General features: G+C 71.7%; 17 protein-coding genes. 9 read left to right on the top strand and 8 right to left on the bottom strand.

What is annotated here, in order from left to right; translation table 11 throughout:
• Positions 1–80: 80 nt before the first annotated feature.
• Both ACFXMF_RS36175 and ACFXMF_RS36170 read right to left on the bottom strand, forming a co-directional pair.
• Entirely contained in the window at positions 81–515 is a 435-nt protein-coding gene (locus ACFXMF_RS36175) for a chaplin (RefSeq protein WP_360309393.1), read from the bottom strand.
• A gap of 202 nt (positions 516–717) precedes the next feature.
• On the bottom strand, positions 718–1041 hold the full coding sequence (locus ACFXMF_RS36170; protein WP_360309391.1) for a chorismate mutase: 324 nt from the start codon (positions 1039–1041) through the stop codon (positions 718–720).
• A 274-nt stretch (positions 1042–1315) separates the two neighbouring features.
• On the opposite strand from ACFXMF_RS36170, the gene ACFXMF_RS36165 reads away from it, so the two are divergent.
• Positions 1316–1711: a hypothetical protein gene (locus ACFXMF_RS36165; RefSeq protein ID WP_360309389.1), complete on the top strand. Its 396-nt coding sequence runs from the start codon at positions 1316–1318 to the stop codon at positions 1709–1711.
• Positions 1712–1739: 28 nt separating this feature from the next.
• Here the strand turns inward: ACFXMF_RS36165 and ACFXMF_RS36160 are convergent, their stop codons facing one another.
• Positions 1740–2027: a hypothetical protein gene (locus ACFXMF_RS36160; RefSeq protein WP_360309387.1), complete on the bottom strand. Its 288-nt coding sequence runs from the start codon at positions 2025–2027 to the stop codon at positions 1740–1742.
• A gap of 138 nt (positions 2028–2165) precedes the next feature.
• Between ACFXMF_RS36160 and ACFXMF_RS36155 the strand changes: the two genes are divergently transcribed.
• Positions 2166–2297, top strand: a complete 132-nt coding sequence (locus tag ACFXMF_RS36155; RefSeq protein ID WP_379991934.1) for a hypothetical protein — start codon at positions 2166–2168, stop codon at positions 2295–2297.
• A gap of 63 nt (positions 2298–2360) precedes the next feature.
• Here the strand turns inward: ACFXMF_RS36155 and ACFXMF_RS36150 are convergent, their stop codons facing one another.
• Entirely contained in the window at positions 2361–2771 is a 411-nt protein-coding gene (locus ACFXMF_RS36150) for a Zn-ribbon domain-containing OB-fold protein (RefSeq protein ID WP_379991935.1), read from the bottom strand.
• A gap of 364 nt (positions 2772–3135) precedes the next feature.
• On the opposite strand from ACFXMF_RS36150, the gene ACFXMF_RS36145 reads away from it, so the two are divergent.
• Together ACFXMF_RS36145 and dapD are read left to right on the top strand one after the other, a co-directional pair.
• Positions 3136–6030, top strand: a complete 2895-nt coding sequence (locus ACFXMF_RS36145) for an ATP-binding protein (RefSeq protein ID WP_379991936.1) — start codon at positions 3136–3138, stop codon at positions 6028–6030.
• A gap of 41 nt (positions 6031–6071) precedes the next feature.
• Positions 6072–7067 (top strand): 2,3,4,5-tetrahydropyridine-2,6-dicarboxylate N-succinyltransferase, encoded by a 996-nt coding sequence (gene dapD, locus ACFXMF_RS36140; RefSeq protein WP_379991937.1) that lies wholly within the window; start codon positions 6072–6074, stop codon positions 7065–7067.
• 120 nt (positions 7068–7187) lie between these two features.
• On the opposite strand, the gene ACFXMF_RS36135 is transcribed toward dapD, so the two are convergent.
• The gene (locus tag ACFXMF_RS36135; RefSeq protein ID WP_360309378.1) at positions 7188–8882 is read right to left on the bottom strand and encodes a class I adenylate-forming enzyme family protein; all 1695 of its coding nucleotides are present in this window, start codon (positions 8880–8882) and stop codon (positions 7188–7190) included.
• 796 nt (positions 8883–9678) lie between these two features.
• On the opposite strand from ACFXMF_RS36135, the gene ACFXMF_RS36130 reads away from it, so the two are divergent.
• Complete coding sequence (locus tag ACFXMF_RS36130; RefSeq protein ID WP_379991938.1) at positions 9679–10359, top strand: DUF305 domain-containing protein; 681 nt, start codon at positions 9679–9681, stop codon at positions 10357–10359.
• A gap of 54 nt (positions 10360–10413) precedes the next feature.
• Here ACFXMF_RS36130 and ACFXMF_RS36125 read toward each other — a convergent pair whose 3' ends face one another.
• On the bottom strand, positions 10414–11049 hold the full coding sequence (locus ACFXMF_RS36125) for a TetR/AcrR family transcriptional regulator (protein WP_379991743.1): 636 nt from the start codon (positions 11047–11049) through the stop codon (positions 10414–10416).
• A 105-nt stretch (positions 11050–11154) separates the two neighbouring features.
• On the opposite strand from ACFXMF_RS36125, the gene ACFXMF_RS36120 reads away from it, so the two are divergent.
• Together ACFXMF_RS36120 and ACFXMF_RS36115 are read left to right on the top strand one after the other, a co-directional pair.
• Entirely contained in the window at positions 11155–12684 is a 1530-nt protein-coding gene (locus ACFXMF_RS36120) for an MFS transporter (RefSeq protein WP_360309373.1), read from the top strand.
• A gap of 387 nt (positions 12685–13071) precedes the next feature.
• The gene (locus ACFXMF_RS36115; RefSeq protein ID WP_360309371.1) at positions 13072–15399 is read left to right on the top strand and encodes a serine/threonine-protein kinase; all 2328 of its coding nucleotides are present in this window, start codon (positions 13072–13074) and stop codon (positions 15397–15399) included.
• Positions 15400–15577: 178 nt separating this feature from the next.
• Here ACFXMF_RS36115 and ACFXMF_RS36110 read toward each other — a convergent pair whose 3' ends face one another.
• The gene (locus ACFXMF_RS36110) at positions 15578–16867 is read right to left on the bottom strand and encodes a citrate synthase (protein ID WP_360309369.1); all 1290 of its coding nucleotides are present in this window, start codon (positions 16865–16867) and stop codon (positions 15578–15580) included.
• Positions 16868–17161: 294 nt separating this feature from the next.
• Here ACFXMF_RS36110 and ACFXMF_RS36105 point away from each other — a divergent pair, with 294 nt between their 5' ends.
• Positions 17162–19108: a protein kinase gene (locus ACFXMF_RS36105; RefSeq protein WP_379991741.1), complete on the top strand. Its 1947-nt coding sequence runs from the start codon at positions 17162–17164 to the stop codon at positions 19106–19108.
• On the opposite strand, the gene ACFXMF_RS36100 is transcribed toward ACFXMF_RS36105, so the two are convergent.
• Positions 19105–21087 (bottom strand): N-6 DNA methylase, encoded by a 1983-nt coding sequence (locus tag ACFXMF_RS36100; RefSeq protein ID WP_379991740.1) that lies wholly within the window; start codon positions 21085–21087, stop codon positions 19105–19107. The genes ACFXMF_RS36105 and ACFXMF_RS36100 overlap by 4 nt on opposite strands.
• A 242-nt stretch (positions 21088–21329) precedes the next feature.
• Between ACFXMF_RS36100 and ACFXMF_RS36095 the strand changes: the two genes are divergently transcribed.
• Positions 21330–22226: a hypothetical protein gene (locus ACFXMF_RS36095; protein ID WP_360309363.1), complete on the top strand. Its 897-nt coding sequence runs from the start codon at positions 21330–21332 to the stop codon at positions 22224–22226.
• The last annotated feature ends 148 nt before the right edge of the window (positions 22227–22374 follow it).

The raw sequence follows: 22374 nt of genomic DNA, 5'->3' as shown, positions 1-22374 counted from the left end.
CCGGGCGCCCCCCCGCGGGGCGGCGGCCCCGTAACAGGGGGGGGGGGTGCGGGGCCCGCGGCACATACGACGGTGGGCGTTCAGCCCATCATCGCACCGGCCATGTTCGCGGCACCGGCGAGCAGGTCGCCGCCCGCCTCGGCGCAGTCGTCGCCGGGCGCGGCGTGCGGCGGCGGCGGGAGCTCCCGCGCGCAGTCGTCGGCCGGGGCGGCGTGGTGCGGCGACGCGGGGTGACCCTCGTGCCCGGAGGGCATCGGGGTGGCGTGCTCGATGTCGTCCGCGTTGATACAGGTGTTGCCGAACGTGGGGTTCAGCACCGCGATGATGTCGACGGTGTTGCCACACACGTTGATCGGGATGTTCACCGGCACCTGGATGTTGTTGCCGGAGATGACGCCGGGCGAGTCCACGGCGGCGCCGTCCGCATCGGCCGACGCGAACGCCTGCCCCCCCATCGCAACCGAACCGCCGAGAATGGCGGCGGTGACGACCGCACCCTTGGTGAGCTTGTTCACTGGTAGTTATTCCCATCGATCGATAGACGGTGGAACCGGAGTTCCGGGCCGTCCAACGCACCTGGGCGCACACCGGTGACGGGGGGCGTGCGAACTTCCCCCGTAAGTAGCAACCCGCGCGTACGCGGACGTCGGACGGCGCTATCGACGGGGGAATCGGGGCACTGCACGCGAATGGCTCAACGAGCCGGGCACCGATTGATCACGCGCGCGCGATCGCCTCGTGGTGGTGAATCACTTCGGCGACCAGGAAGTTGAGGAACTTCTCCGCGAAGTCGGGGTCGAGTTTGGCGCTCTCCGCCAGCGCGCGCAGCCGGCGGATCTGTACCGCCTCGCGGGCCGGATCGGCCGGCGGCAGCTTGTGCTCGGCCTTGAGTACGCCGACCCGCTTGGTGCATTTGAACCGCTCGGCCAGCAAATGGATCAGCGCGGCGTCGATATTGTCGATGCTGTCCCGCAGGTCGAGCAGTTCGGCGGGCGTGCCGGGCGCCTCGCCCGCCGTTTCGTCAGTGGTTCCGTTGGCCATAACGGGTGACCCTACCCGGCGACGTCGCGCGAGCGGACGGACGGCGTTCACCGGCCCCGGACAAGGCCCGCGACGCACTCGTCACCACCGCTCTTTCGAGTAATCACGACAAATATCACCACCTGTCATCTCTCGTTCTGCCAGGTGTCACATCGCCACCTGCGGGGGACCCTTTGAGTACGGTCCGCGCCGTCGGCTGTCCCTGTCGCGGCGCACCGACCGTTCGGCGGTGCTCAAGGGGATGCGGCCGGGGCTGCAGTAGGGGGCGAACGACATGATGGAGGAAGTGCGTCTGACGCCGAGCGAGCGGCGGATGCTGGAGGAGATCGAGTACGAACTGCGCAAGGACCAGGAATTGGACCTCGCGCTGCGTACGATGCGTCCTTCCCGCAACCGCCGGCGGACCGCCACCCGCGGCCGGGTCGTTCCGGGTGCGGGCTCGATGCCGGCCTCGAAGCGGGCCCGGCGCCGGATGCGTCGGCCGACGCTCTCCGGCACCTGGCACGTGCTGCTGCTGGTGGTGCTGTTCGCGGCGGTGTTCGCGGCGCTGGCCACCACGTCCGGCGTCTACCTGGTGGTGATCGCGTTCGCGCTGATCATCATGGGCTGCACCACCACGCTGGTCTGGCTGTGCGTGAGCTTCCTGTTGCGGCGCGGCGACAAGACCTGATCGCCCACCACGATCGACCCGGCACCCGTCAGCGGGCCCGGTGGTTGCGGCTGCCGGTCGCCCGGCTGAGCCCACGCCCGCGCGCCGCGACCATCAGCGTGCCCGCCGGGGCGGCGACGCCGAGCATCAGGGCCGCGTCCAGCGCGTCCAGGCCGCCCTTGCCGATCGAGTAGAACACCAGCGCCAGCGACGCGAACATGCACATCAGCACCGCGGCGGTCATCCGCTCCGCGCGCCGTCCTCGAGTGAGCAGCCACAGGCAGCCGACCAGGCCGACGCACAGCGTGACCAGTGCGGCGATCGCGGTGGTGGTCATCGCGCCTCCTCCTCGTGCTGCCTGCGACCCCCACGGGCCCCGTCCGATCGATCTACCCGAGGTGATCGCGTCGATGCGCGATCCCACCGGAATCGAATCCTAACCGCCAGTTACCCCCCTGGGGTATATCATTCGCACATGACACTTCCCACGCCCCCGTGCGGCGGCATCGTCCGGCTGGATCTGCTCAAGCGCGTGGGCGCGGCGACCGCCCGGGTGACCCTCGTGGTCGAGCGCTGCCGCCGCGCCTGCCCCCGCCAGCCCGGGTGATCGTCGCCACTCGCGCCCGGCAACCGTTCGACGTCGATCGGCGGGCGGGCCGCGCTCGCGGTGTCAGCTCCGGTCGGGCGTGAAGAACGGCAGCACCCGTTCCTCGCCCGTCGGCCGCAGGTCCACCCGCACCCGCATGCCCGAGTGGATCTCGGTCGGTTCCACCTCGACCAGGTTGGTGAGCATGCGATAGCCCTCGTCCAGGTCCACGATCGCCACCGCGTACGGGTTGCCGGGTTCGCGCGCGGCGGGCCGACGCACCACGGTCCAGCTGTACACGCTGCCGCGCCCGGCACTGGTGGCCCACTGCAACGCACGCGACGAGCAACCCCGGCACATCTCGGTGGGGGCGAAGTTCGCCGTCTCGCACGCGCCGCAGCGCTGATAGCGCAACTCCCCCTGTTCCGGGGGCACCCGCACCGACGCGGCGGGGGTCACGGGTACACCGATCTGCGGTCCCAACACGGGTGTCACGGCCTTTCCGTTCGGTCGTACTTCGTCTCGCCCGTCGATGTTCGAAACGAGCGTTCGGCTGCATGCTCGCGCACCAAGCGCGTGGTTGCCGAATCGGTCGCACACGCGTTCCCGTCGGCGAAAACGGCACCCCCCGAGGGGAGGACGTCGACAGGACTTCTCGGCCAAGTCGGGGACAGGGCTTGCGTGATTGGCGCAGGATGGGTAGCGCAAGTGATCCGCCACGGCGCGTAATCGTTCCGCGCGGGCTCGGGGTGGGGACGCACGGCAGAGAGGTTGCGCGATGAGGGCACCACGCATGGCACCGCGCCCGGGTGACCTGGGGCGCGAGCACACACCCGAACCCGCCTCCAGGACGGAGCCCATGCCTCTCGTCGAGCGCGAATTCATCCAAGGCGAGCTCCGCGAACACCTGTTCGCGGTCCGCGACACCGGCGAGGGCCGGGTCGCGATCGTCAAGGGCGAGGCCGGCATGGGCAAGTCCGCCGTGCTGGACTGGATCAAGCGCACCGCCGTGTCCGAGGGCTTCGCCTCACTCGATGTGACCGGGTACGACCTGGAGAAGGTCCGGGTCTACGGTCTGGTGAAGCGACTGTTCAACGATTTGTACAGGCTGGACGAGCCGGGGCGGAAGGAGCGACTGGGCGAGTGGTTCGGGATCCTCGCGCCGATCTTCGGCATGGTCCCGCGCCAGCCCAAGGAGTCCCCGGACACCGAGACCGTGCGCAACGCCCTCGACGCGGTCATGCACGGCTACCTGTCGCCGGACCGCACCCCGCTGATCATCCTGGTCGACGACGCGCACTGGGCCGACCGGCCCTCGATGGAGTGGCTCGCCCGATTCGGCCTCCAGGCGCGCGAGTTCCCGGTGCTGATCGTGGTCTCGTACCGCCCCGAGGAATACAGCGACCTGCTCGCCGACTCGCTCCGGGCGTTGAACGACGTCGCGGTCACCAGGGTCGCTCGACTCACCGCGTTGAGCATCGAAGGCGCCGCGACGGTGATTCGGCACCGTTTCCCGAACCAACCGGTGGACGGGGAGTTCATCGAGGGATGCCATCGCTTCTGTGGCGGGTTGCCCCAGACCCTGCGCGAACTCCTGCGCTATATCGAGGAGAACCGGATCGAGCCGTCCTCGGCCGCGTTGCCCCGACACGGCAAGGCGATGGAGGACCACGCGACATACGCGTATCACGAGGGGCAGTTCAAGGAGCGCTTCGCCCGACTCGGACCCGATTCCCGCCGGCTCGCCCAGATCGCCGCGATCCTGACGCCGCACCTGACCGTCGAACGGGCCTCGAAACTGTCCGGGATGAGCCCGGCGCAAATCGTCGACGCGGCGTGGGACCTGTATCGGCAGGAGATCCTCACCGACGTCACCGATTCGGGCTCGGCCTGGGGCTTCACCCACTCGCTGGTGCAACGCGCGGTCTACAGCCACTGCTTCGCCCCGAACGAGCGCTCCGCCCTGCACGCACGGGCGGCCCGGCTGTTGCGCGAGGACCAGTTCTCCGCGCAGACCGCCGCGACCCACGTGCTCCAGATCGTCGGCACCGAGGACCGCTGGGCCACGGGCATCGCGGTGGACGCCGCTCGCGAGTGTCTGGCGTCCGGTGTCCCCGAGGCGGGCGTGACCTACCTCCGGCACGCCCTGGACCACCTCGCGCCGAGCGACATGCGGGCCCGGCTGCACTACAACATCGGCCGCGCCTACTTCGTGAACAATCCCCGGGCCAGCCTCGAACCACTGCAACAGGCGCTGCGGGAGTCCGGCGAACCGGGCGTGGATCTGCTCCGCACCAACATCGTCGTCGAGTTGGGCCGCTCGCTCGCGTTCAGCGGTCAACTGCCCAAGAGCATCGAACTCCTGGAACAGGAGATCGACATCACCCCACTGGCCAAGCGCCAGCGCCTGTACGCCGACCTGTTCATGTGGGCCGCCTTCTGGGAGGACGACACCGGCTTCGCGTCGCGCGCCCACAACCTGCAACGGCTGACCGTGCGGCTGAACACCGAAGGCGCCGCCACGTCCCGGACGAACTGCTCGCTGTTCGCGCTGGTCGCCTGGTACGGCGTGCTCAGCGGACGCCGGCTGCAGACCACCACCAAGTTCGCCCGGGCCGCGCTCGGGCCGGTGCGGCCGAACAACGAACGTCAGGGGTTCAGTTGGGTCGAGGACGGTTGGGGCTTCGAGATCCCGATGGTGCTGACCCTGACCTTCATCTACTGCGACCTGTTCAAGGAGGCCCAGCAACTCCTGGAGAAGGGCATGGCCGAACTCCGGGACAACGGCCGCCAGCGTGCCCATCTGTCCTACGGCCACGCCTTCCGGGCGATGTTGTACTACCGGATGGGCCGGCTCAAGGAGGCTCGCGAACAGGCCGAGATCGGTCTGGAGATGGCGGAGCAACTCGGTGAGGGCACGCCGTCGCAGTGGTACGCGGCGGGTGTGCTGATCCAGACCCTGATCGCGCTGGGCGACATCGACGAGGCCGAGAACACCTCGCGCCGGATCGGCTTCGACGATCCGGCGAAGGTCGAACAGGCCACCCGCGTACTGCCGGTCCCCGCCATCGTGCTCGCCGAACTGCGGATCGCGCAGGGCAGGCACGACGAGGTGATCCAGCCGCTGACCGAGCTCGGCGAGCGGCTGCGCGCTCGTGGCATGGACAACCCCGCGTGGTGCCCGTGGGGCCTGTTGCTCGCCGAGGCGTTGAACGCGGAGGGGCCGCGGCAGAACCGGAAGCTGGCGCTGGAAGTGGCCAAACAGGCCGTCACCCGGGCCGACACGTTCTACGCCCCCGTGGCCGCCGGTCAGGCCAAGCGGGTGGCCGGGATCATCGAGGACAACGTGAACGCACAGCAGGCGTTGTGGGACGCGGCGGTGGCCCTGGAAGGCGTCGGCGCCAACTACGAATACGCCAAGGCACTGCTCGCCTACGGTGACCGGCTGCGCAAGGACGGCCACAAGCCGGACGCCATCGGCGAGTTGGAGCGGGCCCGGGACACCGCGATGGCCTGTGGCGCGATCCCGGTGCAGACCCGGGCCGCGGCGATGGTGGAGTCCCTGGTCGGTGCCATCGCGCTGCCGCCGGTCGATCACGGTCGTGCGGACGCGGACGACTGGGTGGACGAGTACAGCGGCGGATACAGCCCGTTCGGCATCCCGCATCAGGAGGCCCGCCCGGACACGGACGGCGATCGTTCCGAGACCTGGCCCTTCCGCGACGGCCCGACCCGCCGGCCCGAGGCGGAGTAGCCGCGATCGGTTCCGGGGCGCGGTCCCGGTACGGTAGCGGGGTGATCGACACTGCTGCTTCCTCCCCCGTTGGTGCCGTCGCCGCCGGTCTCGCGACGATCGCCGCCGACGGCACCGTCCTGGACACCTGGTACCCCGCACCCGAGCTGACCTCGGGCGACGTCGACGGCAAGGCCGAGACCGTGCGCCTGTCCGCCGACGAGGCGATCGAGGCGCTCGGCGCCGACGCCGCGGCCGGCCTGGGCACCGACCCGGTGCGCGGGGTCGAGGTCGTCGCCGTGCGTACCGTGATCGCGTCGCTGGCCGCCGGCCCGGTGGACACCCACGACGCGTACCTGCGACTGCACCTGCTCAGCCACCGCCTGGTCCGCCCGCACGGGCAGAGCCTGGAGGGGCTGTTCGGCCTGCTCCCCAACGTCGCGTGGACCAACCTGGGCGCGGTCCCGGTCGACGGCGTGGACGCCGCCCGGCTGCGGGCCCGGGCCGCGCGGGTGCCGTTCGAGGTGGCCGGTGTGGACAAGTTCCCCCGGATGACCGAGTTCGTGGTGCCCGGCGGCGTGCGGATCGCCGACACCACCCGGGTCCGCCTGGGCGCGCACCTGGCCCCCGGCACCACCGTGATGCACGAGGGCTTCTGCAACTTCAACGCGGGCACCCTGGGCGCGTCGATGGTCGAGGGCCGCATCAGCGCGGGCGTCGTGGTCGGCGACCACAGCGACATCGGCGGCGGCTCCTCGATCATGGGCACGCTCTCCGGCGGCGGCAAGGAAACCATCTCGGTCGGCGAACGCTGCCTGCTCGGCGCCAACGCCGGCATCGGCATCTCGCTCGGCGACGACTGCGTGGTCGAAGCCGGCTGCTACATCACCGCCGGCACCCGGGTCACCACCCCCGACGGCAAGGTGGTCAAGGCCGCCGAACTCTCCGGCCGCGACGGCCTCCTGTTCCGCCGCAACTCGGTCACCGGCACGATCGAGGCCATCGCCCGCACCAAGTCCTGGGGCGCCCTCAACGAGGAACTCCACAAGAACGACTGACCCCGCCCGGGGCCGCCCCACCTCCCGGGCGGCCCCACCGGGCCCACGCACTGCGCCGGCCCCGGCACACCCACGCGTGCGGCCTTGCGACCTCGGCGAGCGATGCGCGCGGCTCGGCCCTCACTCCTCGATCAGATCCCCCGCCTTCGCCCCCGTGGCCACGGCCCGAATGACCTTCCCCGTCGGCGTCCGCGGCAGCGGCTCGGTGCGCAGCTCCCAGTGCGCGGGCACCTTGAAGTGGGCCAGCCGTTCCGCGACATAGGCGCCGAGCGACTCGGCGGTGAGCCCCGCTCCCGCCGCCGGCACCACGATCGCCTTGACCTCCTCGCCCCACTCCGGATGGGGTACGCCGACCACCACCGACTCGGCCACCTCGGGGTGCGCGTCCAGGCAGTGTTCGATCTCGGCCGGGTAGACGTTCTCGCCGCCGCGCAGGATCAGGTCGCTGCGCCGGGTGGCCAGGTAGAACCGACCGCCTCGGGTGTATCCCAGGTCGCCGGTACGCAGCCGGCGATCCGCGGTGAGCGCCTTCGCGGTGGCCTCGTCGTTGCGCCAGTAGCCACGCATCACCAGCGGACTGCGGATCCACAACTCGCCCTCGACGCCCTCGGGCGCCTCGGTGCCGTCCTCGTGATGGACCGTCACCTCCACCGTCGGGACCGCCGCGCCGATCGCGCCCGGCTCGTCCTCCAGTTGCGCGGCACCGGCCGTGGTGGCCACGCCGCCCGACTCGGTCAGGCCGTACCCGACGCCGAGTGCGCCCTTCGCGTTCGGGAACACCTCCTGGAGCCGGCGCACCAGTTCGGGCGAGAAGGCCGCGCTGCCACCGCCCAGTCGGGTGATCGAGGACAGATCCCGGTTCGGCGTGTCCGGGTGGTTGGCGACGCGCCAGCCCAGCGTGGGCACCAACGCCCAGGAGGTGCAACGCTCGCGCTCGATCAGTTCGAGCAACCGCGGCACCTCGAACCGGCCGCTGTACAGGACCATGGTCTGACCGCCGGCCAGCGCGGCCACCGCACCCGCGAGCAGGCCCGAGACGTGGAAGAACGGGCTGTTCACCAGCCAGCGTCCGGGCGGCGCCTGGGCGAGCTTCTCGGCGGGTACGTGTGCGGTCGCCCGGGCGCCGAGCAGCGCCTGGAGGTTCTGCATCGCGACCACGTTGCGGTGGGTGAGCACGGCGCCCTTGGGCCGGCCGGTGGTGCCGGAGGTGTACAGGATCAGCACCGGGTCGTCCTCGTCGGCGGCGCCCGGCGGCAGTTCGGCGTCGGGCGCGTGGGCCGCCAGGGCGGCGCAGTCGGCCTCGATCTCCAGTACGGGCACACCCAGGCTGCGCGCCGCCGCCGAGGCCCCGCCGAGCCGCTCCAGCCGGCGCCGGTCGGCGACCACCAGCTTGGGCGCGCAGTCCTGTACGCCGTAACGGAGCTCGTCGGCGGCCCACCATCCGTTCATTCCGACGGTGATCGCGCCCAGCGCGGCGGTGGCCTGAAATACCGTCAGCCACTCGGGCCGGTTGGCCGCCACGATCGCGACCCGGTCCCCCGGGCCGATGCCGTGGCGCTCACGCAGCGCGAGTGCGGTCGAGGCGACGTCGCGCACGTGTTCGGCGAAGGTGATCCGGCGGTCCTCGTACACGAGGTATTCACGGTCGCCGAACCGACGGGCCCGTTCGACGAACGCGCTGATCGAACGGGGCCGGTCGGCCAGGACCAGCGACGGGACGCCGAGGACGTCCTCTTCCACGAGGGCGAACGGCCCGTCGGGGGCGGTCAGGGCTCGGAGGGTGGGGTCGGCGGGTGCGGCGGAGGTGGGAGCCATGGCCGGACCTTAGAACTGCTTGATCGAGTCATTCAAGTATGAGGGGGTGTGATCTGACACGTGTTCAGGTCCGACCCGAGCCCCGACCACCACCGGCCGAAGTCGTGGGCACAACGAACCCGCACGGCCCGAGGCGCCGGTGGCGTGGCGGTGTCGGTCGTGTCGCGGGTGGGCGCGGTGGTGCCGGTACCCGGTATGGGTAGGCTGTCGGTTCCGAGTCGACGGGTGGGGGTGGCGCGGTGGAGGTGGGTGGGGGCGGCGGGCCGCTCCGGGTCCGGCTCGCCGGGTCGTTCGGGCGGTTGTTGTTCTTGTTGTTGCTTCTGGTCGGCACCGTCGGGATGCACACCGTCGGGCATCCGCAATCGTCCGCGCCGGCTGCGATGGCCGGGCAGGGCGGGGCGACCGTCGGCGACGGGATGGGCGGACACGGGGACGCGGTCGGGTCCGGCTCCGAGCACGGTGGGGGTGCCGGGCACGGGGAGGGCTCCGGGTCCGGGTCCGCGTTGATCTGTGTCGCGGTGTTGTTCGGGGGGCTGGCGCTCGGGCTGGTCGGGCTGGTCCGGGGGCGGACGCGAAGGCTTGGCTCGGGGGCTTGGCGGGCGGTTGTCCGTGGGTTGTGGGGGCTGTTGCGGGCCGTGTCGGCGCCGCTTCGACCGCCGGATCCGGTGCGGCTTTCGGTGCTGCGTAGATAGGGCGATCCCGGTTGCGGGCCACGGCCCGTGACGCCACGTCAGCCCTGCCGGCCCGCGCGCTCCGGCGCCGGCCGGATCGTAGTCACGACCGGGAGACGAACCCCATGCAGTCGCACTTCCACGGGCGCCTTCGGCGCGCCCGCATCCTGGCCGCGCTCGCTCTCGCGGGCACGCTCGTGCTCGCCGCGTGTGGTGCGGACGAGGACGAGAACGAGGACCGAGGCAAGAAGGGCGGCGGCACGGCGCCGACCGCTGCGGCCACGGCGCCGGCCTCGCCCGGCACCGGCGCGGCGGTGTTCGCCGACGCCGATGTGATGTTCGCGCAGATGATGATCCCGCACCACGAACAGGCCGTGGAGATGGCCCGGCAGGCGCCGGCCAAGGCGGCCGACCCGGAGGTCAAGCGGCTGGCGGCGGCGATCGAGGCGGCGCAGGCGCCGGAGATCGCGTTGCTCAAGGGCTGGTTGACCGCGTGGGGCAAGCCGCTCGCGGCGCCGATGGGTCACGACATGAGCGGGATGATGTCGGCCGCCGAGATGGAGGCGTTCGGCAAGTCGTCGGGGGCCGACTTCGATCGGCGGTTCCTGGAGCTGATGATCGTGCACCACGAGGGCGCGATCAAGATGTCCGAGGACGAACTCGCCAAGGGCACCAACCCGGACGCGCGCGGGCTCGCCAAGGCGATCCGGGCCACCCAGGCCGACGAGGTGACCTTGATGAAGCGCCTGCTCGGCGGCCGGGGCGGCAGCGCCGCGCCGACCACCGGCGCCCCCGCGCACCACTGATGCGATCGGCCCCGCCCGGAGACCGGGCGGGGCCGACCGGGCGTGGCGTGGGCGTCAGTTGCGCGCCGCCATCATCGGCAGCAGGGCGTTGTCGACCAGGGATTCGATCTCGGCCCGGGACATCGGCACACCGGTGAGGGTGAAGCGCTGGCACAGGACCGAGGGGCCGGTGAGCACACATTCGGGGGCGAGCGCGCCGGTGCGGGCCTCGCCCCGGGCGATCGCGTCGCCGATCAGTTCGGTGAGGAGGCGTTGCCACGGGCCGATCACCCGCTGCTCCCACATCTCGCCGAGCTCGTGGTGTCGGCACATCTCGCCACTGAGCACCCGCATCCCCAGCCCGAGTGCGCCGTGCATGCCCTGCGCGATGGTCTCCAGGTAGACGATCAGGTCGGCGCGCAACTCGCCGGGCAGCGTCAGCGATCGCGGGTCCGGCAGCGCGGCGGAGAGCGCGTCGGCGACCATGCTCATCTTGTCCGGCCAGCGGCGATACAGCGCCGACTTGCCGGTCTCGGCTCGGGTCGCCACCCCTTCGAAGGTCACCGCGCCGTAGCCGCGCTCGCCGAGTTCGGCGAGCACCGCCTCGGTGATCGCTCGCTCCAGCGTGACGCCGCGCTTCCGGGGCCGTTGTCGGTAGTCGGTGACCAGCAGGGCTGTCTCGACTCGACCCGCGCGTACTCCTGTGCTCACTCTCGCCTCCGCGGCCATGGTACAGAAAACGTTTGCGTTCTCTACGGGAAAAGCCCTAGGTTCGCGTAGAGAACGCTCACGTCCACTAGTAATGCGAGGCAATCCATGACGACGGCACCTTCCGAGGTCGCCGGCTCGACCGGATCCCCAGCCGCCGAAGCGCCCCACGCGCGTCGCGGATTGGCCCTGGCCCTGCTCGCAGGGGCTCAGTTGATGATCGTGCTCGACGCGACCATCGTGAACATCGCACTGCCCGACATGGGCAAGGCGCTCCACATCAGCGAAACATCGCTCTCGTGGGTGATGAACGCCTACATGCTGACCTTCGGCGGCCTGTTGCTGCTCGGCGGTCGGCTCGGTGACCTCTTCGGCCGACGCCGCCTGCTGGCGCTCGGCCTGATCGTGTTCACCGCCGCGAGCCTGCTCGGCGGGTTCGCCACCAGCGAGGCGCTGTTGCTGGCCGCGCGAGCCCTGCAGGGCGTCGGTGGTGCGATGGTGGCCCCCGCGGTCCTGTCGTTGGTGACCACCACCTTCGAGGAAGGCCCGGAACGCAACAAGGCGTTCGGGGTCTACGCGGCGGTGTCGGGCATGGGTTCGGCGGTCGGCCTGCTCATGGGTGGCCTGCTCGTGGAGTACCTGTCCTGGCGTTGGGTGATGTTCGTCAACGTGCCGATCGGCATCGCGCTCGTGATGGCGCTGCCGCTGGCGATACCCGACGACGCCAAGACCGGCGAGAAGGCGATCTGGCGTGGCCGGTTGGACATCCCCGGCGCGCTGACCTCCACGCTCGGTGTGACCGCGCTGGTCTACGGCGTCATCCGCGCGGCGGAGAAGAGTTGGACCGACGGGCTGACGGTGGGTTCGCTGATCGTGTCGGCGGCGCTGCTCGCGGCCTTCATCGCGATCGAGCTGCGGGTGGAACGGCCGCTGATGCCGATGCGGTTGTTCCGCAACCGCAATCGCTCGGCCAGCTACGTGGTGATGGCGCTCGCCGCCGGCGGCATGATGGGCGCGTTCTTCTTCATCACGCTCTACATGCAGATCGTCGCGGGCTACTCGCCGATCAAGGCCGGCCTGGCCTATCTCCCGCTGTGCGCGGGCGTGATGATCTCGGCCCAGTTCACCAGCGTGATGTTGCCCAAGATCGGGCCGCGGGTGCTGCTGACGGCGGGGCCGGTGCTGGCCGGTCTGGGCCTGTTCTACCTGTCCCTGCTCAAGGTCGACTCGAACTACGTCGTGGGCCTGCTGCCCGCGATGCTGGTCTTCGGTCTGGGCATGGGCCTGATCTTCGTCGCGATCATGGCCACCGCGGTGGCCGGGATCGCCCCGGAGGACGCGGGTATCGGCTCGGCGATGCTCAACGTCACCCAGCAGGTGGGCGGAGCGGTGGCGATCGCGGTGCTGACCACGATCTACACGAACGCTCGGGACGACGAGTTCGAGCACCAGTTCGCCAAGCTCGGCGAGAAGGCGATCGGCAGCGAGGCGGTACGCAACCTGGCCCTCACCGAGGGCTATACGGCCGGCTTCCTGACCGCTTCGATCCTGCTCGGCATCGCCGCCGTGATCGCCGTGGTGGTGCTCCGGGTCGACAAGTCCGAGCTGTCCAAGGACGCCCCCGCCGGTCTGCACTAGTGCCGTACCAGGCCGACTTGCAGACATACTGACAAACCGTCAGTACCGCGACACCCGGGCTCGGTTCACATCGAACCGAGTCCGGGTGTTCGCGTCCGTGGCCGTGTCGTGTCCGATTCGAACCGATCAGGGAGGGAATTCCCGCTTCCGCGGCCACTCTTCGTGATCGGCGTCTGGGGGAATCCCCAGTGTTTCGGTCGAAGCGGGACGCGGCGTGGGCGGCAGACCGGGCAGGCGGGTACCCTGCGACAGGCAGCGGGTGCTCCACCCCGGGGCACCTCTATCGCGACGACGGGACGACCGGCGCCGTGGCACTCCTCCCGCCTGTTCCTGTCGAAACGGCCGCTCGGCGGGGATGATGGGCGGTGGGGCGACTTCGGGGGGATTGTGACGGAACACGGATGGCCGGGTGAGCCACCGGCCAAGGGGGATCCGGAACGGATCGGTCCCTATGTGGTGCTCGGCCGACTCGGTGCCGGTGGCATGGGCCGCATCTATCTGGGGCGTTCGCCCTTCGGACGACTCGTCGCGATCAAGACGATCCGTTCCGAACTCGGCGGCGACCCGGGCTTTCGCGCGCGCTTCGCGCAGGAGGTGGCCGCGGCCCGCCGGGTCAGCGGTGTGTTCACCGCCGCCGTGGTCAACGCCGATCCGGACGCCGCGGTGCCGTGGCTGGCCACCGCGTACGTACCCGCGCCCTCGCTCGAATCCCTGGTCCGCGCGTGCGGCCCGCTGCCGCCGCGCGCGGTGCGCTGGATGGCCGCGGGTATCGCCGAGGCGCTGGAGTCCGTGCACGCCGCCGGGCTGGTGCACCGCGACCTGAAGCCGTCCAACGTGCTGGTGGCCAGCGACGGGCCCAAGGTGATCGACTTCGGCATCTCGCGCGCCGCCGACTTCGGTTCGCTCACGATGACCGGCGTCGCGGTCGGGACACCGGCGTACATGTCGCCGGAACAGGCGCAGGGTGTCCGTGACATCACCCCCGCGAGCGACATGTTCTCGCTCGGCGCGACGCTGGTTTACGCCGCGACCGGGCATTCGCCCTACCCCGACCGCAAGCCCGCCGAGGCGCTGCTGCGGTTGGTCACCGGCTCCCCCGACCTGGCCGGGCTGCCGCCGGAGCTGACCGGCCTGGTCAATCTGTGCATGCAGCGCGCCGCGGAACACCGGCCGAGCCCGACCCAGTTGCTCAACCAGCTCGCGCCGCTGCTGGACGACAGCGACGCGGACAGTCAGTTGCCGGACAACGCGTCGGCGATGGTGCAGCGGTTCGAGAGCCAGTACCGGCCGACGATGGGCCCGCGGACGCCGCCGGTGCGCGAACTGGTCGAGCCGGAGCGTCCCGAGTTGCCGGAGAACGTGCGCCCGGACCCGAACAACATGGGCAAGCTGCCCAACCAGGTGCGCGAGGAGCCGCGTCCGGCGCCGCGCCCCGAGCCGCACCGGCCCGCGCCGCCACCGCCGCAGCGCCCGCCGACCAACCCGACCCGCAAGCCGCCGCCCCGACCGCCGGTGCCGCCGACGAACACGCCGGTGACCGGGCAGCCGGGCGGCTCGCGACCGGTCGGGGGCCGGCAGGTGTCCACGTCGTCCCCGTCGCCGGCGCTGCCGACCGAACGGGTGGCCAGGCCGCCCGCGCCGATACCCAATTCTCCGGTCACGTGGCCGGAGAGCGGGCCCGACGTACCGCGCCAGCACCCCACGCCGCCGCGCACCCCCACCGGCGGTCTGGAGACCTCGCCGGTGTGGCGGTTCACCGCGACCGGGGAGATCCTCACCCCGCCGGTGCGCGCGGGTTCCGGTCGCACCGCTCGGGTCCACGTGCACAGCAACGACAACGGGCTGCACACCCTGCATCTGGCCACCCGCGAATGGCGGTTCGACTCGTCGGGCTGGTCGCACCCGCCCGCCGTGGACGGCGAGCTGATGTACCTCAGCAGCCAGGACAACCACGTCTACGCCCTGGAGTTGACCTCGCGGCAGTGGCGGTGGAGCTTCCCGACCGGCGGCGAAGTGGTGGCCGCCCCCGTGGTGGCCGACGGCACCGTGTACTTCGGCTCCAGCGACAACGCGCTGTACGCCGTGGACGCGGCCACCGGGCGATGTCGCTGGCGCTTCCCCACCGGCGGCTGGGCCACCTCGCCCACCGTCGTGGACGGCACGGTCTACTTCGGCTCCAGCGACCGCTGCGTCTACGCGCTGGACGCCGCCACCGGCTGGTGTCGCTGGCGCTTCGCCACCGGCGGCTGGGTGTCCTCGCCGACCGTGGCGAACGGCATCGTGCACGTGGGCAGCACCGACCAGTACCTCTACCTGCTCAACGCCACCGACGGCGCGATGCGCGGGTGGTTCGGGGCGGGCGGCCCGGTCGCCCAGCCCGCCACGTCCGGCACCCTGTCCTTCTTCGGCAGCGGCGACGGCGGACTGTACGCGGTCGACGTGAACACCACGCGCTGTGTCTGGCGGTTCGGCGCCGAAGGGTGGGTCACCTCACCGGTGGTCGGCGACGACATCGTGTACGCGGGCAGCAGCAACGGCTCGGTGATAGCGGTCGGCCTGGGCGGCGAACCCCGCTGGCGGTTCACCACCGGAGGCCGGGTGACCTCGCCGGTGGTCGCCGACGGGCTGCTGTTCGTGGGCAGCGCGGACCGGCATCTGTACGTGCTCGACGCCGCGACCGGAAAGGGCCCCTCGGTGGCCACGCCCACCGGCTGAGCGCGACGCGTTCTCGTGCGACCGCGCGGCACCGCGCCGCGCCGCGCACGACGGTCCGACCGCCCATCGGCCCCGACCGCACGGCAGGTCCGAACAACACAACGATCTTGGAGCCGAATACCTCGAACCGCGGTTCGAGATCCTCGACTCCAAGATCGTTTCCGGGTGCTCCCTACGGTCAGCGGGCACCGATGGGGGTGTAGTCGCGCAGCGCCACGCCGGTGTACACCTGGCGCGGGCGGCCGATCTTCGCCTTCGGGTCGGCGATCATCTCCTGCCAGTGCGCTATCCAGCCGGGCAGTCGACCGATCGCGAACAACACCGTGAACATCTCGGTGGGGAAGCCCATCGCCCGGTAGATCAGACCGGTGTAGAAGTCCACGTTCGGGTAGAGCTTGCGCTCGACGAAGTAGTCGTCCGCGAGTGCGCGCTCCTCCAACTGCATCGCGAGGTCGAGCAGTTCGTCCTTCTTGCCCATCCGGGAAAGGACGTCGTCGGCGGCCTTCTTGATGATCGTCGCGCGCGGGTCGCGGCTCTTGTACACCCGGTGGCCGAAGCCCATCAGGCGCACGCCGTCTTCCTTGTTCTTGACCTTGTTCACGAACGAGTCGATGTCGCCACCGTCGTTCTTGATCTGCTCCAGCATCTCCAGCACCTGCTGGTTGGCGCCGCCGTGCAGCGGGCCCCACAGCGCGTTGATGCCCGCCGAGATGGACGCGAACATGTTCGCCTGGCTGGAGCCGACCAGCCGCACCGTCGAGGTCGAGCAGTTCTGCTCGTGGTCGCCGTGCAGGATGAGCAGCTTGTCCAGCGCGTCCACCACGACCGGGTCGGCCTTGTAGGACTCCGCCGGGACCGCGAAGGTCATCCGCAGGAAGTTCTCGACGTAGCCGAGCGAGTTGTCCGGGTAGAGCATCGGCTGACCGACGGACTTCTTGAACGCGTAGGCCGCGATCGTCGGCAACTTCGCCAACAGCCTTATGGCCGAGAGCCGGACCTGCTCCTCGTCGAACGGGTTGTGGCTGTCCTGGTAGAACGTGGACAGCGCGGACACCACGGACGACAACATCGCCATCGGGTGCGCGTCGCGCGGGAAGCCGTCGTAGAACCGCTTGACGTCCTCGTGCAGCAGGGTGTGCTGGGTGATCTCGTCGCGGAAGTTGTCCAGCGCGCTCGCCGACGGCAACTCGCCGTAGATCAGCAGATACGCCGTCTCCAGGAACGTGCCCTGCTCGGCGATCTGCTCGATCGGATAACCGCGGTAGCGAAGAATGCCCTCCTCGCCGTCGATGAAGGTGATCGCCGATTTACACGCGGCGGTGTTGACGAACCCTCCGTCGTAGGTCACCAGCCCCGTCTTGGCGCGAAGTGTCGAGATGTCCACGGCGGTGTCGCCGATGGTGCCCTCGATCAGCGGAAGTGTGTGCTCGTTTCCTTGGTGGCGCAGTACTACCGAGTCCTCGCTCATGGGGGTCCCCTACTTCTCGGCTCAGGCTCCGGCAGCCACCCGGATCGTGTCCGTGCGGTTCCGGTCTTTGTGACATGTGTGCATCAGTACGAATAGCAGGCGCGCGAGGCGACCTCGCAGCCACCTCCCACCCGCGCGACAAACCGTGAGCCGCGTCACCTGACCCAGGGTGGCGGGTCCGGACGCCCGGAGTCATCGTCGCAACGGTGCACGCGTTTCGGCTTCCCGCTACGAGTGTCACCCATGCGGCGCCATGATGAGGGCACACGATCGGGTGGCCCGGGGGGACGTTGCGTGACCGATGCCAGGAGGCGGGGCCCGGCGCCCCTGGATGCGTACGATCCGCGCCGGATCGGGCCCTACCGGGTGCTCTCCCGACTCGGCCGGGGCGGCATGGCGCGAGTCTTCCTCGGCCTGTCCCCCGCGGGACGGCTGGTCGCGATCAAGACGATCCTGGCCGAGCTGGACCACGACGTGGACTTCCGCCGCCGGTTCGCCCGCGAGGTGCACGCGGCCCGGCTGGTCAGCGGGGTGTTCACGGCCGCGGTGGTGGCCGCCGACCCCGAGGCCGCCCGGCCGTGGCTGGCCACCGCGTACGTGCCCGCGCCGTCGCTGCGCGAGGTGGTCGACGAGTGCGGCCCGCTGCCGCCGGACGCGGTGCGCTGGCTGGCCGCGGGCGTGGCCGAGGCGCTCGGCGCGATCCACGGCGCGGGCCTGGTGCACCGCGATCTGGCCCCGGGCAACATCCTGGTCACCCTGGACGGCCCCAAGGTGATCGACTTCGGGCTCGCGCTCGCCGAGGACCAGGACACCGTGAACCTGGTCGGCACGATCGCGTACATGGCCCCCGAACAGATCGAGGGCGAGTCCGGCACGGTGCGCTCGGACGTGTACGCGATGGGCGCCACGCTGCTGTTCGCGGGCACCGGTCACGCGCCGTACGAGGGCAGCGCGATGCGGGTGATGAACGCCGTGCGCAACCGCGACCCGGACCTGACCGGGCTGCCGGACGCACTGCTGCCGCTGGTCGAGTCGTGCCTGCGCCGGCGCGCCGACCGACGGCCGACGCCGGACCGGGTGGTCGCCGACTTCGCCGACCTGCTGACCAACCGCCGGCGACCGCACGAGGCGGCCACGTGGTTGCCGCGCCCGGTGCTCGAACTGCTCCACGAGCACGAGCGGCGGATCCGGCCCGCGATCGAGCCCGACGGCCGGCCCCCGCGACCGGCGCCCGAGCCGGAGCCCGCCCGAGCCCCCTCGGCCGAGCGCCCGCGCCCGGCCCGACCCGCCTCCCGACGGGCGGCCGAGCCGACGGTGGACCGACCGGCGCCCGCCCCGACCAGGCGCTACACCGAGGATCCGTACGCACACGCGGCCATGCTCGACCGCATCCGCTACGAGGTGAGCGACACCGGGGCGGCGACCGTGCTGGCCTCGTCACTGTCCGAACCGGACCTGCGCCGCCGGCACGCGGTGTTGGCGCCGGTGGTCGGGCCGCCCTTGGGCGCCGGGTACTACGGGCCGCGCCGATCCGCGGTCCGTTTCGGCACGCTGGGCGGTCGACCGACGCTGATCCGGCGCACCGCCGCGCACGCCCTGGTGCTGATCGCGCCGCCCGGGCCCGGTCCCGGCGCGACCCCGCTCGTGGGACCCCGGCACGCGCTCGCCCTGGGCGCGGCCCCGACCGAGCTGCCCGACCTGGACCACCCGAGCGGCCGGGCCGTGCCCCGGCTCGACCCGGCGGTGCTGCACGCCGAGCTGGCCCGCCGCGAGGGCGGCCTGCGGCAGCGCGCCGGCCGGCATCCCGACGTGCTGCTGGACGTGGTCTCGGCGCTGCTCACCCGGCCGGAGGCGACGTTCGCGTTGTCCGAGGCGGACGGCGTGCCGGATCCGGACGCGGTGTTGTGGGGCCTGTGCGACCTGGTCGGCCCGCTGCTGCCGTACCCGCTCTCGCTCTCCACGCTGAGCGCGCCGGAGCCCGCGGACGAACCCCGGCTGGTGGTCCACCGACAGTGGCCGGCCGCCGACCCCCGGACCACCCGGCGACACCGGATCGTCCCCGGCGAGGAGCTGTACTCGATGGGCGACGTGCACCGTGCCGCCGCCGAGGCCCTGGTGCGCTGCTACACCGGCCCGCACTGGGCCGCCGCGGCGGCGGCTCTGCCCCCGTCCGGAGCGTTCCGCTCCGCCGCCCCCGCCGCCCGCTCCCAGGCCGTCCTCAGGGCCCTGGAGGGCCGCTAAGGCGCGTCGGCGACGCGCCGTCGGGTTTCCGGGCCGGGCGGCGGGTCCGGCGGGCTGAGCAGGCCGGCGGTGAGGCCCTCCAGGAGGCCCCGGCCGAGTTCCTCGCCGAGGGCCGCCGTGGCGCGCAGCTCGGCCACGAACGCGCGCAGCGCCCGGAAGGTCTCGCCGTACGCGCGCTGCCGGGCGGGCGGCAGCAGCGGGATCTCGATCCGGCGCACGTCGACCCGGACGATGCTGGACCCGTAGCCGGCCCGCTTGGCATGCGCCGGGTCGGTCAGGAACCCGGCCAGGAACCACGGGTCGAGGGTGACCGGATCGGGGCGCAGCAGATGCAGGTTCGGCCCGAGCACCGCGCCCTGCTCGGCGGCCCCGGCCACCCGGACCGCGTCCGCCCAGCCGCTCTCGCCGCTGCCGAGCAGGGTCGGCACGATCACGTCGCCGGCCCGGATCCGGGGATGTTGCGCCTCGTCCGCCTCGGCCGCGGCCAGCCGCGCGCTGGGCGGGACGGCGGCGGCGAGGTCGGTGGTGGTGAGCATCGGCACCGTCGGCCCGGTCGGCGTCTCCCGGCCGCCGCGCCCGGAGCGGGAGGCGCTGCGGTACAGGGTGACCGCGCCGGTGCGGGCCAGGTCGGCCAGGGCGACCGAGCGCCAGGTCGGGGTGCCGGTGTCGGCGTCGGGCACCGGGGGCACCAGCGCCGGGAGCCGGGTCAGCCGGGCGAGCAGGCGTTCGCGCGTGTCGTGCACCCGCTCGGCCACGTTCAGGTCGGTGCGCTCGGGCAGGTTGTGCGCCGGGGTCAGGTCGACGTTGTCGTCGAGCAGTTCGATCAACGGCACGGCGCGGTGGCGACCGGGCGCCTCGACCAGCGCGCCCGGGTCGGTGCCGAACTCGCGCCAGGCGCCCACCGCGGCCCGCGCCTCGGCCGCATCCTCCAGCGCGGCGAACAGCACATGTGAGGGCATCAGCGCGCCGGTGGGTCGTTCCAGGAGCCACAGGTGCAGCGCGACCCCGAAGGGCGGCGCGGCGCCCGCCGGCAGCGCGATCACCGCGCGCAGTGCGCCCCGGCGCAGCAGTTCGGCCCGGATCCGGCGCCCCGAGCCGCGGGCCGCGACGGCGGGCGGCATCAGCAGCACCACCCGACCGCCGACCCGGGTGTGTGCGAGCGCGTGCTGCACCCAGGCCAGTTCGGATTCGGTGCGCGCCGGCAGGCCGTACTCCCAGCGCGGATCGTAGGCCAGTTCGTCGTGGCCCCAGTTGCGGTCGTTGAACGGCGGGTTGCCCACCACGGTGTCGAACAGTTCGCCGGGCCAGGCGTCCGCGCGCAGCGCGTCGTCCTCGGCGACGGCTACGTCGGTGTCGGGGCCCGCGCCCGGGTGCAGCGCGATCCGGGCCCGGACCAGTCGGGCCAGGGCGGGCGCCTCGGTCTGTCCGCGCAGGGTGCGTGCGGTGCGTACGAAGCCGAGCAGCAGGTCGCCGTGCGTGGTCGCGGGGTTCAGCACCGAGGTCGCGGATTCGCGCCCCACGCCCGCGAGTTCGGCGATCAGCGCGACGGTGGCCGGCGGGGTGACCCCGCCGGGGCCGGCGGCCGATTCGGCGAATCGGGTGTAGAGGTCGGCGAACACCGCGGGGGCCCCGCGGCTGCCGGCCAGGTCGGTCGCGGCCCGCAGCAGCGCGGCGTGCGGGCCGACCGGCGCGGGTGAGCCGGCCAGCAGGTGGTCGCCGATGTCGGCGAGCCGCTCGGGGATGTCGCCCGAGGCGGCGACCATGCGCCACAGGTGCTCCTCGGGGGCCACTTCGGCGATCTTGCCCTGGGCCCGCAACCAGCCCTCCACCTGGGACAGCGCGAAGGTGGGGCTGGCGTCGCTGCCGCCGACCGGCCGCGGGAAGTCGTCGAAGCGCCGACGCCAGTTGCTCACGGCGGCGCGCCCGACACCCGCGATACGGGCGATCTCGGCAGCGGTGACCTGGGGGCTGGTGGGCACCGTCTCCTCCTCATGGCGGGGTTGTGAACCATCGGAGTTAACCATAGAGAGAAGACGTGATGTGTGAGCAGATTCAGTGTTGACAGCGTTCACAGGCACTGCTTCTATTGACCTCGACAGCACGGAGCAACCCCGGAAACACCCGCACCGCACTGTCGTCCCACGGTCGGCCGCTCGGGCCGACCGACCCGGTCGGCGCCGCCAGGCAGCCGATCCCGCAGTGCCGCCGAAGGGAATCCCTCATGTCCGCGCTCGCTCCCCGGCCGACCGTCCCGCAGCAGTCCGCTTCGACCGCGACCCCGCGCGGACGTCGCCGCGCCCTGATCACCACCGTGGCCGTCGCCGCGACGATCGCCCTGACCGGCTCGCTCGCCGCCTGCGGACCGGAGAAGAAGGACGAGGGCAAGGCGGCCAGCGCCTCGGTCGAGTCGCCCAAGACCACCGGCGCGGCCGACGTGAGCGCGGCGCCCAAGGGCGAGTCGCCGAAGGCGGACGACAAGGCCGAACCGAAGGGCGGCGCCGACAAGGCCGCCCAGGACCTGTTGGCCCACCTCAAGACCACCAAGCACGGCGGCGTGGTGTCCGAGGTCCGGATCGCGAAGCAGTACGAGCGCTACGAGGTCACCGTCAACACGACGCTGCCCGCCGAGATCTCCATCACCGAGGACGCCAAGGGCGCGAACGCCCGGATGGACAAGGGCCAAAAGCTCGCCGTCGAGGCGATGCAGTGGGCGCAGGACTCGTCGAGCCTGAACATCTCCTCGGTGTCGGTGCTCGACAAGGAGAAGGGCACCGCGGGCATCGAGAACGGCGCGGAGAAGGACACCGACAAGGCCGGCTCGCAGAAGTACGCCGCCGACCTGCTCGCCAAGCTGAAGACCACGACCTACGGCTCGCTGGTCACCAAGGTCCGGATCACCAAGACCTACTCCGGTTACGACGTCGCGGTGCTCACCACGCTGCCGGCCGAGGTCTCGCTCACCGAGAACCTCTCCGCCGAGTCCGCCCGGATGGACAAGGGCGGCAAGCTCGCCAACGAGGCCAAGCAGTGGGCCGAGAGCAACACCACCCGCAAGGTCTCCTCCGTCGAGATCCTCGACGTCGAGAAGGGCACCGCGGGCATCGAGAACCTCGGCTGACGAACGCCGGCCCCGGAGAGGACGACACAGACCTTCGTCCGGGGGATCGACTTTCATCCGGGGGGGGTGGGGGACGCGGGGGCGGGGCGCCCATGGGTGGCCCCCCCCCCCCGCCAGCCCCGGCCCGGTTGGGTACCCCCCCGCCGCG

The sequence above is a fragment of the Embleya sp. NPDC059213 genome (assembly GCF_042754445.1).
GTDB lineage: Bacteria > Actinomycetota > Actinomycetes > Streptomycetales > Streptomycetaceae > Embleya.
The sequence above is the reverse complement of the archived record's forward strand: the minus strand, read 5'-3'. Positions and strand labels throughout refer to the sequence as shown.